Genomic DNA, 14,215 nt, shown 5'->3' with positions numbered 1-14,215 from the left:
ATCTTATCGTTAAATAATTTAGCGTGGTACAGTGATAATAAGATAAAGGAGTGGGAGTATGCAATCATTTTCTACGATTCGACTCAAGGATGGAGCGACGGACTACGTCGGTGCCTCGGCAACGCGGCTCCAGCAGGTCATCCGTCAGCTCGAAGATGGACTCGAACAATCTAACTATACCCGATTAATCACCCCCTTAATTGAGGAAATCGGTGGACGGGAACAGATTCGGATGGATTTTACGACTAGTGTCGCGCGTGCACTTAGCGAACGTGGTCGCGAACAATATAAACGTGTCTTCTACAGTGGCTCGGTCTTTCAACCGGAAGAGAAGTTCCAGGTCGGGTTTGAGGAACGGGGACAAATTGCAGAAGTCGAAGCGATTCAACTCGCGGTCCGACTCGTCGAAGAACTGACAGGAAAAGAAGTCACACTCTCGATCGGTGATGCCGGTCTGATCGAGCATTTGATCGAGACGCGTGTCGGTGATCACCACTTACGCGATCAAGTGACGCAGATGCTCCGTTTACGTAACGTCATCGAACTGAAGCGGATCGCGTGTCAACTCGATGATGCCCTACTTGCGAAACTTCCTTTATTATTCGGACGTGAAGGGGCAGAGACGATCTTACCGTACGTCGACGAGACACGACTCAATGCCGTGCTTGATCTCGCGGAAGCCGTCAATGCCGATCTCGACTTCGGTCAAATGGGTTTACAGACGTACTACGACGGGATCACGATCCACGGTTTCATCGAAGGTGTGACGGAACCCGTCCTCGTCGGTGGACGCTACGACCGGCTCTATGAACAATTCGGACAAGAACAACAGGCGTTCGGCATCGGATTCTCGGTCGAACGGTTGGCGGAGGTGCTCTAAATGCGAATCGGAATTACAAAAGGACGGCTGTCGAAAGCGACAGAACGTTATCTAAAAGAAGCTGGCGTCGAGACATGGGGAGCCATTGAACGCGAACTGATCGTCAAACGGGGCGAGCACGAATTCGTCTTCATGAAAGGATCGGACTTGATTCCGTACGTCGCTCAAGGCGTCCTTGACGTTGCGATCACGGGGAGCGACATCTTACTCGAATCGGATCAAGAACTATCGGAACTCGCAGAATTACCGTTCGGTGTCTGCCGGATGTCCGTCTGTGCGAAGGAGCCGTTACAATTCGAAGGTGGGCGCCGCGTCCGGATTGCGACGAAGTATCCGGTCATCGCAAAACGCTACTTCAGCGAACTCGGTGTCGACGTCGACATCGTACCGTTGAACGGTTCGGTCGAGTTGGCACCGTTACTCGGACTTGCTGACGCAATCGTCGATATCGTCGAGACAGGTGAGACGTTACGGGCAAACGGACTAAATGAATACGAAAAAATCATCGATATCAGCGCTCGATTCTTTACGAGCGAGTGGACGTTAAAACGGAAGCGGGTTGAAGTCATCCGCTTGCTCGAGCAATTGACAGAAGGAGTGACACGATCATGACACCGACAAAACCTTTCAGCATCGATCGCGACACGGAGCTCGCGGTCCGCGCAATCCTCGAACGCGTCGCAACAGATGGTGACGCTGCTGTCCGCGATTACACGAACCAATTCGATCAAGTCGATCTCGAAGATTTCCGTCTCAGTGAAACACGGATCACGCAAGCCTTTAAACAGGCAGATGCCAACTTGATCGACTCGTTGAAGTTGATGGCGACAAGACTCGTCGAATGGCATGAACAAGAACTTCCGTCTGACATCGAACTCGTCGAAGCAGACGTGACACGACGTCAACGGTTTGTTCCCGTTGATTCGGTCGGGATTTATGTACCAGGTGGTGCGGCAAGTTATCCGTCGACGGTCTTGATGAACGCCATTCCAGCAAAAGTCGCTGGGGTTGAACGCGTCGTCATGGTGACGCCGATGACGAACTTAAGTAACGAGGTACTCGTTGCGGCACGGATCGCTGGTGTAACAGAAATCTATACGATTGGTGGAGCGCAAGCCGTCGCCGCGCTGACATTTGGAACAGAAAGTATCCAAGCCGTCGATTTAATCGTTGGACCTGGGAACCGCTTCGTTGCGGAAGCCAAACGCCAAGTCTACGGCATCGTCGGGATTGACTCGGTCGCTGGTCCATCGGAAGTCGTCGTCATTGCGGACGAAACAGCGCATCCGGACCGAATCGCAGCGGACCTCCTTGCTCAAGCCGAACACGACCGTGACGCTGTCGCGATCGCCTTCGTGCCAAAGGAAGAAATGAAACAAGCGGTGGATGCGGAAATCGAACGGCGCTTACAACAATTGCCGCGTCAAGAGATTGCCCGTCGTGCGATGGAAAACGGTGGCGTCTTCGTTGCTCCACTCGAGACAGCAATCGAAGAAGCGAACCGTCTCGCAGCAGAACACTTGGAACTTGCCGTTGCCAATCCGCAAGAGGTCGTCAAATCGATCCGTCACGCCGGCATGATTTTCCTCGGTCACGAGACACCGGAAACACTTGGTGATTACGTCGCTGGGACGAACCACGTCTTACCGACATCCGGGACAGCTCGTTTTGCGTCTGGATTATCAGCGCGGACGTTCCTGCGTCACCAGACGATGCTCGAAGCCACACGTGAAGGCGTACAACGTCTCGCGAACGCAGCGAAGACCGTTGCCCGGGTTGAAGGACTCGAAGCACACGCACAAGCCATCGAAGTGAGGGAAGACTAATGCGATTACACCAAAACGAACGATTCACGACCCACAGTCCAGTCGGGATCGAAGCGATCCAGGAATTGATCGCAACGTTCCCTTTAAATGAATATCCTGTCGAGATCATCGATCAAGTTAAGGCATCGTACGCCACATACGCCGGTGTCCGTCCGACACAACTTGTCGCCGGGAACGGCTCGGATGAGCTGATCGGCTACTTATGCGCCCGCTACGGCGGACCCGGGATGCCGGTCATCGCCTCGGAACCGGATTTCGTCATGTATCAGTTTTATGCTGACCGAGCACGGGCACCGTTTGAACGGGTGCCACTACTTGACGAGATGGCGCTTGACGTCGACGGATTGATCGCAGCTCCTGGTGAGATCATCTTCTTGAGTCACCCGCACAATCCGTCCGGTGTCCTCCGCAAGGAAGCGGACATCCGTCGCTTGCTCGACAGTGGCAAATACGTCGTTATCGATGAGGCGTACATCGACTTCGCGCTCGAACAATCGATGCTTCACTTACTCGAGGAATATCCGAAAGCGATCATCTTACGGACGCTCTCGAAAGCGTTCGGACTCGCATCGCTCCGACTTGGTTTTGTCATCGCGAGCGAACAAATCATTGAAGAAATCGAACAGATTAAATCACCATACAACGTCTCTGGTTTATCAGCAGCTGTCGGCATCGCCATCATGGCAGAACCGGAACTCGATCGAGTCTTAGAAGAAACGTATGCGAGTCGCGAAGCGATTGAGCGGATTCTCGCCCCGATCGGCAAGACGTATCCAAGTGCAGCGAACTTCGTTTATGTCGAGTATCCAGAAGCCGAACGCTTTACGCAGCATTGTGCTGACGCCGGATTACGGATCCGCTTGTTTGACCAAGCATTCCGTGTCAGCTGTGGATCACCAGAAGCGATGCAAGTATTAGAAACGTGTGTAGAGGAGGAATTACGATGCGGCGTGGCACAAGCGAACGAGTAAGTGCAGAGTCAGACATCAAGGTCGAGGTCGATCTCGCAGGAGGTCCGGTTGAGATCAAGACGGGTGTCGGGTTCTTTGATCATATGTTAACGTTATTCGCCTTCCAGGCCCGGATCGGTCTGAAGGTGACAGCAAAAGGTGATACGTGGATCGATGCCCATCACACGGTCGAAGATACAGCAATCGTCCTCGGGGCAGCATTGACGGAAGCGCTCGGCGATAAAGCCGGGATTGAACGCTACGGTGAATCGCGTGTACCGATGGACGAGACACTCGCATCGGTCGTGCTCGACTTCAGCGGTCGTCCGTTCACCGTCTTCCGTGCTAGTTTCAAGAATCCGAAGCTCGGTGACTTTGATACGGAACTCGCAGAAGAGTTCTTCCAAGGCTTATCCCGGAGTGCCCGGATGACGATTCATGCCGAAGTCTTATATGGTTCAAACACCCATCACATGATCGAAGGGTTGTTCAAAGCACTCGGTCGGGCCGTCCGTCAGGCAGTTGCCGTGACGAGCGAAGGCGTACCGTCTACGAAAGGGTTGATTGATCAATGATAGCAATCGTCGATTATGGCGTCGGAAATATTGCGAACGTCGAGCGGGCGTTAAAGGAGCTCGGCGAAGCAGTCATCGTCACGAGTGACACGGAGTTGCTCGACCAAGCAGAAGCACTTGTCTTACCCGGTGTCGGTGCCTATGCACCGGCAATGGAGCGCTTGAAGGAAACGGGACTCGTCGACTTCTTAAAAGAACAAGCCGAAAAGAAGCCGTTCCTCGGGATTTGTCTCGGAATGCAGTTACTCTTTGAATCGAGTGACGAAGATGGACTGACGGAAGGTCTCGGCATCTTACCGGGAACGATCGAAAAACTACCGAGCGACGTCCGTTTGCCGCACATGGGTTGGCACCAGCTGACGAACCATGGCGAAGCCGTCTATTTCGTCCACTCGTACGGTGCCGTCTGTGATCCAGAATGGATCGTCGATTCGGTCGAATACGGACGCCTCGTCCCAGCAATCGTCCAAAAAGGACAAGTCACGGGGATGCAGTTCCACCCGGAAAAGAGTGGCGAAGTCGGATTGAAACTACTGAAGGAATGGAGAGAGACGACATGCAACTCTACCCAGCAATCGATTTAATGAGCGGACAGGCGGTGCGCCTGAAGCAAGGAGATTTTGACCAACAGACATTCTTCGGTGATGCGTTGACGATTGCGAAGCGCTTCAAGGAAGACGGGGCAACAGCAATCCACTTGATCGATCTTGACGGCGCAAAAGCCGGCGAACCGTTGCACTTGAACTTGATCGCCGACATCAAAAAGGAGACCGGTTTGTTCGTTGAAGCCGGTGGTGGTGTCCGTAACATCGAGACCGTCGAAGCATACGTCGGTGCCGGGATCGACCGGATTCTCGTCGGCACGGTCGCCCTTGAAGACGAAGCGTTACTCGAGCAGATGATTGCCCTCGCTGGTGATAAACTGGCGGTTGCGTTGGATGCCAAAGAAGGCATCGTTCAGACACGCGGTTGGCTCGAAGCGAGCGGTTGGACGCTCGAAGAGGCGATGACACACTTGATCGGTAAAGGCATCAAGACGTTCCTTTACACAGACATTTCGCGTGACGGAATGATGATGGGACCGGACGTTGATGGACTCGATCGCTTGAAACGGGAAGGGGTCGAATTGATCGCTTCCGGTGGTGTGACGACAGTCGATGACGTCGCGCGTCTCAAAGAAATTGGGATGGACGGAGCCGTCGTCGGTCGGGCGTTGCTCGACGGATCACTCGCCTTAAAAGAGGTGTTACGCGTATGTTGATGAAACGGATCATTCCCTGTCTTGACGTCAAAGAAGGCCGTGTCGTCAAAGGGGTTAAATTCCAGAACTTGCGTGATCTTGGTGACCCGGTCGCCGTTGCGAAATACTATTACGAGCAAGGGGCGGACGAACTCGTCCTGCTCGATATCTCAGCAACACAAGAAGGGCGTGAGACGATGCTTGATATCGTCGAACGCGTTGCGGAAGTCATCTACATGCCGTTTACGGTTGGTGGCGGAATCAAGACAATCGAAGACGCAAAACGGTTGATTCGTGCCGGTGCCGATAAAGTTTCGCTCAACTCGTCGGCACTCCAAAACCCACAACTGATTCAAGAAGTCAGCCGCCTGTTCGGTGTCCAAGCGACGGTCGTCGCGATCGATGCGAAGCAGACGGGCGACTCATGGGGTGTCTTCTCACATGGTGGCACACAACCCGTCGGACGTGACGCGATCGAGTGGGCACAGGAAGCGGTCGCGCTTGGTGCCGGTGAGTTACTCGTCACGTCGATGGACGCTGACGGCACAAAAGACGGCTATGATCTCGCCTTGATCCGTCGTCTGCGTGAAGTCGTTAACGTGCCGATCATTGCTTCCGGTGGAGTCGGAACACTCGATCACTTAGCGGAAGGACTAGAGGCAGGCGCTGACGCGGCCCTTGCTGCTTCGATCTTCCATGAAGCGACGTACACGATGCCGGAAACAAAAGCCTACCTCAAAGAACGAGGAGTCGAAGTCCGATGACGACATTGAATTTTTCAAAAGGACTCGTCGCTGCCGTCGTCGTCGACGAGCAGACGAACGATGTCTTGATGGTCGGCTTTATGGATCAAGCCGCCTATGATAAGACGCTTGCGACCGGTCTTGTCACCTTCTTCTCACGAACGAAGAATCGTCTTTGGACGAAAGGAGAGACGAGCGGGAACACACTTGAACTCAAACGGATGTGGATCGACTGTGATCAGGATAGTCTCTTGATCGCAGTCAAAGCGAACGGTCCGACATGCCATACCGGAAATCGCAGTTGTTTCTATACAGAAGTGGAGGTGCCCGATGTTATACGAACTGGAACAGACCGTCAAAGCGAAGATTGAGGCAAAGGAAGCTGAATCCTATACGAACTATTTGATTGCTTCCGGATACGAGAAGATTGCGAAGAAGTTCGGTGAAGAGGCATTTGAAGTCGTCCTCGCCGGTAACGATACGTTAGCCGAAGAGACAGCAGACTTGTTGTACCACTTAACGGTCTTGCTTGCTGACCGTGGTGTCTCCTTCAAAGAAGTCGAAGCGGTCCTGAACGAACGTCACGGAACAAAATCGACGTTCAAGGATCGCCCAGATATTGAACAGTGGTAAGGTATATCCACATCGCTTAGGCGGTGTGGATTTTTGTATGAGCGGGAAAAGACAAACAGATGACGGTTGTCATCAAATCGACAGAATCTTTCGATAGGCACGCTGTCGCATGAGGGCGTATAATCAAAAGCATAGTCCTTTGTTTTTAGAAAGTAGGTGTTCGATTGGTTACGAAAAAAGAAATCAAGCAAACGATCAAGCAACAATCGAAGGAAACGATCGAAGAGCTGCTCGCAAAAGGCGATTCCTTGAAAGAGGAGATCGCGAGTGCCATCACACATGGTCTCGGTGTCATCTTCAGCATCGTTGCGCTCGTGCTGTTGATCCTGCAGGCGACGAAATCCGGGAGCGCTTGGAACGTCACCGCCGTCAGTATCTTCGGGGCGACGATGATTCTGCTCTATTTGTTCTCGACCTTGATGCATTCACTGATGCACACGAAAGCGAATAAGGTCTTGCAAATTTTAGATCACGCCGGCATCTATCTGTTGATTGCTGGTAGTTATACACCGTTCGCCTTGATCACACTCCGGGGGCCGCTCGGCTGGACGTTGCTCGGCATCGTCTGGGGTGTCGGAACGCTCGGCATCATCTGGAAACTCTATTCGACCGGTAAATACGTCTGGATCTCGAATGCGTCTTATCTGATCCTCGGCTGGTGTTGTCTGTTTGCAATCAAGCCGATTTATGAGGCACTCGGGTTCCAAGGGTTCTTACTGCTCCTCGGTGGTGGACTCGCGTACTCACTTGGCGTCATCTTCTACGTCTGGGCACGCTTACCGTATAACCACGCGATTTGGCATCTGTTCGTCCTTGCCGGCAGTGTCCTGATCTTTCTCTCGATTTTCTACTACGTTGCTCCGGCGACGATGTCATGAAAAAACTACGATTGCGGGACTGGCTCCCGCTTACGCTGTATTTTATGTTTGGCCTTGGGTTGCTCCTGTACTTCCGGATGTCCGGGATGCTGGAGCAATTCGATATTCAGGCGTTATCCGACTGGATAAGGGATCAAGGTCTGACCGGGATGTTACTCTACGTCCTTGCCTATACGATCCGTCCGCTCGTCTTTTTCCCGGCAAGCTTACTGACGTTATTCGGCGGTTATACGTATGGACCATGGCTCGGGACGTTACTCGACGTCATTGGTGCCGGTACCGGCGGTCTGCTCAGCTTCTGGATCGCTCGATTGCTCGGTCGCCGTGGGGTCGAGAAGTTGATCGGCAAAGGGAAGCTGAACGTACTCGACGAACGGATTGCGAAGAACGGATTTCTCGTCGTCTTAGTCGTCCGATTGATTCCGCTATTTCCGTTTGACGCGATCAGCTACGCGTCCGGTCTATCAAAAATCCGCTTTAAACAGTTCGCCATCGCCAACTATCTCGGAATCATCCCCGGTGCGTTCGTATACAACAATATCGGCTCGAGTCTGCGTGATCCGTTCTCCTGGCAATTTTTCGTTGCCATCGGTCTGTATGTCTTATTTTTTGCTGTTGGACTTGTTGCTCAACGGATTCTCAAAAATAAACAAAAGAAAGAGCAAATGTAAGCGCTTTATGTCATAATATGAGTGCAGTGATGTGAACCAATACGGTAAAACAGCCTAGCATGTATTTAGGGGGAATAATGAGTGATGGAAAGAGTATTACGGGATGGTTTTATCTTCTTATCGCAAAACAAGACATTGAATGGTCTCGCCAAGCGATACGGTCTTAAATTCGGAGCAAGTCGCTTCGTGGCAGGGGATTCATTGGAAGCATCGAAACGGGCGATCCAGGAATTGAACGCAAAAGGGTTATGCGTCACGATGGACCATTTAGGGGAGTTCATCTCGACGGTTGCGGAAGCAGAGATGATGACACAAGAATGTATTCGTGCGGTTGAGATGATTGCGGAAGAAAAATTAGACTCGCAACTCTCGTTGAAACTGACATCACTCGGACTCGATATCTCGGACGAATTGATTCGCTCGAACATGGAACGGATCTTAACGCGGGCGAAAGAACTCGGTGTCTTCGTCACGATCGACATGGAAGATGAGCCACGTTGTGAAAAGACGATTCAATTGTTTGAAGAATTGCGCCAATCTTTCGATAACATTGGAACGGTCATTCAGTCCTACCTCTATCGGTCGGAAGATGATATCAAACGTGTCGGACGCTTCGAGACGAATCTCCGGATCGTCAAAGGGGCATACAAGGAGCCGGCAACGGTCGCATTCCCAGAGAAGGAAGATGTCGATCATAACTACATCAAGCTCGTGAAGTTACAATTATCACTCGGAAACTATGCTGCCGTCGCAACGCATGACGATGCGATGATCGAGCAAGTCATCCGTCACGCTAAAGAAAACGGGATCGAAAAAGACCAGTTCGAATTCCAGATGTTATTCGGCATCCGGGTCGAGCGCCAACTCGAACTCGTCAAACAAGGCTATAAAGTCCGTGTCTACGTTCCTTATGGACGTGACTGGTACGGTTACTTCATGCGCCGCTTAGCAGAACGACCGGCAAACGTTGCCTTCGTTCTCAAAGGAATGGTCAAAGGATAAGTGGGGAAGGCGATGCAACGTTGCATCGTCTTTTTTTGATTCAGAGAGGAGAGGACAGAATGGCACGCACAGAACAAGAGTTAAAGGAACTGTTGCAACAAAACGCGAATACAATGCCTGCATTACTCGATGAGTTGCTTTTGCATATTGGTTCGACGGATTCTGAGTTACGGGATGGATTGATCTATTCGCAATTAGCGACCTATATCAGCTCAGACGCATTGACGGTAGATGAGGCAAAGCAGATTTTCGATTTCATTTTAAGTGGGCATGGATTGATGTATAGAATTGGAACAGCGGACACAACAGCTGTTCTGACGCGATCATTTTCAGCATTAGCACTCGCTGAATTGTTAGTGATGGACAAAACCCGGCGCATGCTGAAGCAAGAACAGTTGGATCGACTGTCGACGTACTTACAAACTTATCTGGAGCAAGAAAGAGATGTCCGCGGATTCATTGACGGGTTTGGATGGGCACATAGTATGGCACATATCGCCGATGTTTATGCGGTCTGGTTTACGCATCCGGCCAGTCTTCCGCAAGAAGAAGTCGGAGCAATCGATGCGATGGTTCGTCAGTTGACGCGGTCTGAGTATCTCTACATTGATGAAGAAGCTGATCGGATGGTAACAGCATGGTTGCAAGCTTGTCGCCATGGACTGTCGGAAGATGTCCTATTACAACGAATCGAACATAATATTAAGGAGTGGCTTGAGAGTGACGTGACATGGGGAGATGCGGAGTGGACGACGTATCGTAACGTCAAACAGATGCTACAGACACTCTATTTCCGACTGAAATGGGAAGAACGATCGGATCACATTTTGATTGAAGAGTGGTTGCGACAGGTACATCAGCGAACGCATGGAGGATGAAGCAGTATACCGGACGTTCCCAGTATCTTCGCTTTCCTCAGGCGGGAAGTAAGCCGCGGCATCTCACATTCCATGTGATTTGCCGGGTCTTCCTATTCCCTGACGGAAGCATGGTTCATGCTTCCTTTTCCTGTAGGAGTCGAAGATGCCTGGTTCGTCCTACATGAACTCATCAAAAGCGATCGATTCCATTGACGGAAATCGATCGCTTTTGAGTTCTTTGGATAACAAATGAGTGCGTCCTCCTCACATGTCTTCACCCGACTCCTACAGGAAAAAGCGCGATGGTTTATCGCGCTGTCAGAGACAAACAAGACCCGGATTCGTCATCCGAAGGATGAGGAAGACTGGCTCGTGTCTCGCCTGAGGAAAGCGGGTGAGAAGACAGTGAGGAAACTCCTTTTATTTTTGAAATCAATTAATTAGGTTCCACAATATTTCCTAACAACAGCATCCCCGCGAATATAAGAATGATGAGGAAGATAGCGGTCTGCGGATGAAATCGTTTTTCTTGATACCGTCCAAAAAGTCGCTTTCCGAGTTCAGGTACACCCATAAAGAAAACCATATACAATAAGAAAAATTGCCACCGTTCTAATACATCAAGTGCTTCGATGTAATAGATAAAAACAACACCTAATGCAATCAAGATAAATGTATAAAAGGTTGTATATGACATCTTATCTCTCCCTCACAGCTGTCGTCTGAAAAGCAAGCAAACACGAGAAGGCATGGGCTTGATCCAGTAACCGATGTCCCGTCATAACGGCTCCTTCTTTTTGGATGATTGCTTCATCGAGTAACGTCCAGCCACGTTCTTTCGCTAGTTGCAGCAGTTCCCACGGCATCATCGTATTCCCCATCGCGACTTCCTCACCGTAGAGACGACGGTAAGCAAGTTGCCGTGGTGCGGCTGTCGGACCAAGTAGACTGATGACGACAAGCGGGGCGACGCGTTCGATTTCTTGCAGCACTTGAACAGGACGTGTCGACCATTCAAGTGAGTTAACGGCAAGAACGACGTCGAACGCGTGATCAGCAAACGGTAACGCTTCGCCCGTTCCAACAATGAATGTCTGCTCGGGTGACTTCTCACGGGCAATCCGGATCATTTCGTCTGAGACATCAAGTCCAACTGTCTGAAAGTCCGGTGTCAGTAAGCGACAGGCTGCACCATCACCGCAACCGAGATCAAGCAAACGACCACCGGTGATCGTTTTTCGTAAGAACGGCAAAACGGTTTTCCGACTGCCGTTCGTCCACATATCGTCAGCGCGATCCGCCCAGTCAGCGGCTTTTTGATTCCATACATGCTCGGTTTGACTCATTTGTATCCACTCCTTTTTATCAGTCTAACAGGAAAATTTGTCCATTGACTGATTTTTTATTGCTACTGAATCATTATTCATTTATGATGAAGATGTAGAAGAAGCAAACGAAAACCGATTGGCTTCTTTTTTTGTCAGTATAATGAATGGTTGTTCATTCAATTTAAACTCAGGGGGTATATCATGGCGAGTCAAATCGGTCAGCCGACCACAATCCAGTTGACGAAACACATCCAATTCGCCGTCATCATCGGTTCAGGGGTGATGGGTGCGGGCATCGCGGCACATCTTGCGAATGCTGGCATACGGACATTGATGCTTGATATCGTACCAAAAGAACTTACGGCACAAGAAGAGAAGCAGGGCTTGACGCTGAGTGATCCGCGCGTCCGTTCCCGCATCGCGCGCGATAACCGCGAAAAACTCTTGAAACAAAATCCAGCACCACTCGCGTCGAAGAAATTGATTGACTTCATCGAGGTCGGAAACTTAGAAGACGATTTAGAGCGTCTGAAAGAAGCAGACTGGATCGTTGAAGTCGTCGTCGAACGACTCGACGTCAAACAGCAATTGTTTAAAACGATCGAACCATTCATTCGGGAAGACGCGATCGTCAGCTCGAACACATCAGGCATTTCGATCGAAGCGATGCGCGAAGGGCGTTCGGAGTCGTTCAATCGTCGTTTCCTCGGGACACACTTCTTTAACCCACCACGTTATCTGAAGTTGCTTGAGTTGATTCCGACGTCAGATACGGATCCAAGTGTTGTCGACTTCATGAAACAATTCGCAGAGGAACGACTCGGGAAAGGTGTCGTCATTGCGAAGGACACACCGAACTTCATCGGCAACCGAATCGGGACATACGGTCTCCTCGTGACGATGGATGAGATGAAAAAAGGTGGCTATTCGATCGGGGAGGTCGATTCGGTCACAGGTCCACTCCTTGGTCGCCCAGGGTCAGCGACGTTCCGGACACTCGACGTCGTCGGCATCGACACGTTCGTTCACGTCGCGAACAACGTCTATGACTTGTTGCCAGAAGGCGAAGAGAAGGAAACGTTCGCGGTTCCGGCTGAGATGCGTCGCCTTGTCGAACAAGGGTCACTCGGTGCGAAGACGGGTCAAGGTTTCTACAAGAAAGTCGGAAAACAGATTCTTGAACTTGATCTCGAGACATTTGAGTACGTCGAAAAGAAAGCGCTTACTGAACCGTCGATCGGACAAGCAAAAGCACTTCCGGGCGCAAAAAACAAACTGAAGGCCGTCGTCTTCGCGCAAGATCGTGTCGGCGCCTTACTCTGGCCGATCCACGCGAAAACATTGCTCTACTCGGCTCAGCTGACTGGAGAGATCGCAGACGATATCAAAGCGATTGACGAAGCAATGAAATGGGGCTTCGGTTGGAAGATGGGACCGTTCGAGACATGGGACGCACTCGGTGTCGAGAAGACGGTTGCGAAGATGAAACAAGACGGTTACGCAGTACCGGCATGGATCGATGAGATGCTCGCAGCAGGAAAAACGAGTTTCTATGATGCGTCCGGTCGTCATTATGACGTTGCAACGAAAGACTACGTCGGAGCAACGGTCAATCCGAAGGAAATCCGTCTCCGCGATGTTCGGAAGTCAAACGGTGTCTTACTAGAGAACAATGGGGCACGCCTGCTTGATATCGGCGACGATGTCGCGGTCCTTGAGTTCACATCGAAGAGCAATGCAATCGGCGTCGACATCATGCAGATGATCGAACAGTCAGTCGATTTAGTTGAGAAAAACCACCGTGGTCTCGTCATCGCAAACGATGGCAAAAACTTCTGTGTTGGTGCGAACTTAGCGATGATGCTGATGGAAGCGGAAGATGAGAACTGGTTCGAACTCGACTGGATCATCAACAAATTCCAACAATCGATTCAAAAGATTCGCTATGCATCGCGTCCGATCGTCGCTGCACCACAAGGGATGACGCTTGGTGGCGGTACGGAGATCTCGCTTCCGGCAGCTCGTCTGCAAGCCGGGCTTGAAACGTATATGGGTCTTGTCGAAGTCGGTGTCGGTCTGATTCCGGGAGGCGGCGGAAACGTCAACACGTATCGTCGACTGTTAGAAAACACACCGGACGGACTCGTTAATATCGAAAAAGCAGCACAAAAGACGTTCGAAAACGTCGCAATGGCAAAAGTCTCAAAATCAGCCTTTGAAGCACGCGAACTCGGATATGTCCGCTCCGTTGATCAAATCTCGATGAACCGGGATCACTTGACGTATGATGCGAAACAACTCGTCCTTGAACTCGACCGGACCGGCTACACGGCACCAGCGAAAGCGAAGATTCCAGTCGTCGGTCGTGCTGGTAAAGCAACGCTTGAACTCGCGACACGCGAAATGTTCTACGGCGGCTATATCTCGGAACATGACTTGAAGATCGCTAGTAAACTCGCACACGTCATCGCCGGTGGAAACGTCGCCTTCGGTAGCCACGTCGATGAACAATATATGCTCGACATCGAACGGGAAGCATTCTTAAGCCTGATCGGTGAGATGAAGACACAACAACGGATGCAGCACATGCTCGTCAAAGGCAAGCCGCTTCGTAACTGAGGACTGGGGG

Annotated in this window: 15 protein-coding genes and 1 pseudogene; 14 read left to right on the top strand and 2 right to left on the bottom strand. The window is 51.1% G+C overall.

All coding sequences use genetic code 11. The features are described 5' to 3' along the window. Positions 1-58: 58 nt before the first annotated feature. From ACRPK8_RS01665 to ACRPK8_RS01605, 13 genes and pseudogenes are all read left to right on the top strand, one after another. Positions 59-880, top strand: coding sequence for an ATP phosphoribosyltransferase regulatory subunit (locus ACRPK8_RS01665; RefSeq protein ID WP_432236624.1), 822 nt, complete (start codon positions 59-61; stop codon positions 878-880). Further along, positions 881-1,492 (top strand): ATP phosphoribosyltransferase, encoded by a 612-nt coding sequence (hisG, locus tag ACRPK8_RS01660; protein WP_023469189.1) that lies wholly within the window; start codon positions 881-883, stop codon positions 1,490-1,492. It begins immediately after the preceding gene. Further along, the gene (hisD, locus tag ACRPK8_RS01655; protein ID WP_432236623.1) at positions 1,489-2,706 is read left to right on the top strand and encodes a histidinol dehydrogenase; all 1,218 of its coding nucleotides are present in this window, start codon (positions 1,489-1,491) and stop codon (positions 2,704-2,706) included. The genes hisG and hisD overlap by 4 nt, the downstream gene beginning before the upstream one ends. Continuing rightward, positions 2,706-3,677 carry a pyridoxal phosphate-dependent aminotransferase gene (locus tag ACRPK8_RS01650; RefSeq protein ID WP_432236622.1) on the top strand — a complete coding sequence of 324 codons (972 nt, stop codon included), beginning with the start codon at positions 2,706-2,708 and terminating at the stop codon, positions 3,675-3,677. Before hisD ends, ACRPK8_RS01650 begins: the two co-directional genes overlap by 1 nt. Beyond that, positions 3,650-4,231 carry an imidazoleglycerol-phosphate dehydratase HisB gene (gene hisB / locus ACRPK8_RS01645; RefSeq protein ID WP_432236621.1) on the top strand — a complete coding sequence of 194 codons (582 nt, stop codon included), beginning with the start codon at positions 3,650-3,652 and terminating at the stop codon, positions 4,229-4,231. The genes ACRPK8_RS01650 and hisB overlap by 28 nt, the downstream gene beginning before the upstream one ends. Beyond that, positions 4,228-4,815, top strand: a complete 588-nt coding sequence (gene hisH, locus ACRPK8_RS01640; RefSeq protein ID WP_255997628.1) for an imidazole glycerol phosphate synthase subunit HisH — start codon at positions 4,228-4,230, stop codon at positions 4,813-4,815. Before hisB ends, hisH begins: the two co-directional genes overlap by 4 nt. Continuing rightward, positions 4,788-5,492, top strand: coding sequence for a 1-(5-phosphoribosyl)-5-[(5-phosphoribosylamino)methylideneamino]imidazole-4-carboxamide isomerase (gene hisA / locus ACRPK8_RS01635; RefSeq protein ID WP_029342450.1), 705 nt, complete (start codon positions 4,788-4,790; stop codon positions 5,490-5,492). Before hisH ends, hisA begins: the two co-directional genes overlap by 28 nt. After that, positions 5,486-6,235: an imidazole glycerol phosphate synthase subunit HisF gene (gene hisF, locus ACRPK8_RS01630; RefSeq protein ID WP_023469183.1), complete on the top strand. Its 750-nt coding sequence runs from the start codon at positions 5,486-5,488 to the stop codon at positions 6,233-6,235. The genes hisA and hisF overlap by 7 nt, the downstream gene beginning before the upstream one ends. Further along, positions 6,232-6,847: pseudogene (gene hisIE, locus ACRPK8_RS01625) on the top strand (bifunctional phosphoribosyl-AMP cyclohydrolase/phosphoribosyl-ATP diphosphatase HisIE). Before hisF ends, hisIE begins: the two are co-directional and overlap by 4 nt. 218 nt (positions 6,848-7,065) lie before the next feature. Continuing rightward, positions 7,066-7,725 carry a PAQR family membrane homeostasis protein TrhA gene (gene trhA, locus ACRPK8_RS01620; RefSeq protein ID WP_290783425.1) on the top strand — a complete coding sequence of 220 codons (660 nt, stop codon included), beginning with the start codon at positions 7,066-7,068 and terminating at the stop codon, positions 7,723-7,725. Next, positions 7,722-8,396 (top strand): TVP38/TMEM64 family protein, encoded by a 675-nt coding sequence (locus ACRPK8_RS01615; RefSeq protein ID WP_432236620.1) that lies wholly within the window; start codon positions 7,722-7,724, stop codon positions 8,394-8,396. Before trhA ends, ACRPK8_RS01615 begins: the two co-directional genes overlap by 4 nt. A gap of 84 nt (positions 8,397-8,480) precedes the next feature. Continuing rightward, positions 8,481-9,398, top strand: coding sequence for a proline dehydrogenase family protein (locus tag ACRPK8_RS01610; RefSeq protein ID WP_432236893.1), 918 nt, complete (start codon positions 8,481-8,483; stop codon positions 9,396-9,398). A gap of 59 nt (positions 9,399-9,457) precedes the next feature. After that, complete coding sequence (locus ACRPK8_RS01605; RefSeq protein WP_432236619.1) at positions 9,458-10,276, top strand: DUF2785 domain-containing protein; 819 nt, start codon at positions 9,458-9,460, stop codon at positions 10,274-10,276. Positions 10,277-10,694: 418 nt separating this feature from the next. Here ACRPK8_RS01605 and ACRPK8_RS01600 read toward each other — a convergent pair whose 3' ends face one another. Then, a complete protein-coding gene (locus ACRPK8_RS01600; RefSeq protein ID WP_432236618.1) occupies positions 10,695-10,955 on the bottom strand; it encodes a hypothetical protein in 261 nt (86 codons plus the stop codon). A 1-nt stretch (position 10,956) separates the two neighbouring features. Continuing rightward, positions 10,957-11,604, bottom strand: a complete 648-nt coding sequence (locus ACRPK8_RS01595) for a class I SAM-dependent methyltransferase (RefSeq protein WP_432236617.1) — start codon at positions 11,602-11,604, stop codon at positions 10,957-10,959. A gap of 183 nt (positions 11,605-11,787) precedes the next feature. On the opposite strand from ACRPK8_RS01595, the gene ACRPK8_RS01590 reads away from it, so the two are divergent. After that, positions 11,788-14,205 carry a 3-hydroxyacyl-CoA dehydrogenase NAD-binding domain-containing protein gene (locus ACRPK8_RS01590; RefSeq protein ID WP_432236616.1) on the top strand — a complete coding sequence of 806 codons (2,418 nt, stop codon included), beginning with the start codon at positions 11,788-11,790 and terminating at the stop codon, positions 14,203-14,205. Positions 14,206-14,215: the final 10 nt, after the last annotated feature.

The organism is Exiguobacterium sp. TDN 0502 (assembly GCF_050846835.1).
Classification (GTDB): domain Bacteria; phylum Bacillota; class Bacilli; order Exiguobacteriales; family Exiguobacteriaceae; genus Exiguobacterium_A.
This window is presented reverse-complemented; position numbering and strand designations above follow the sequence as displayed.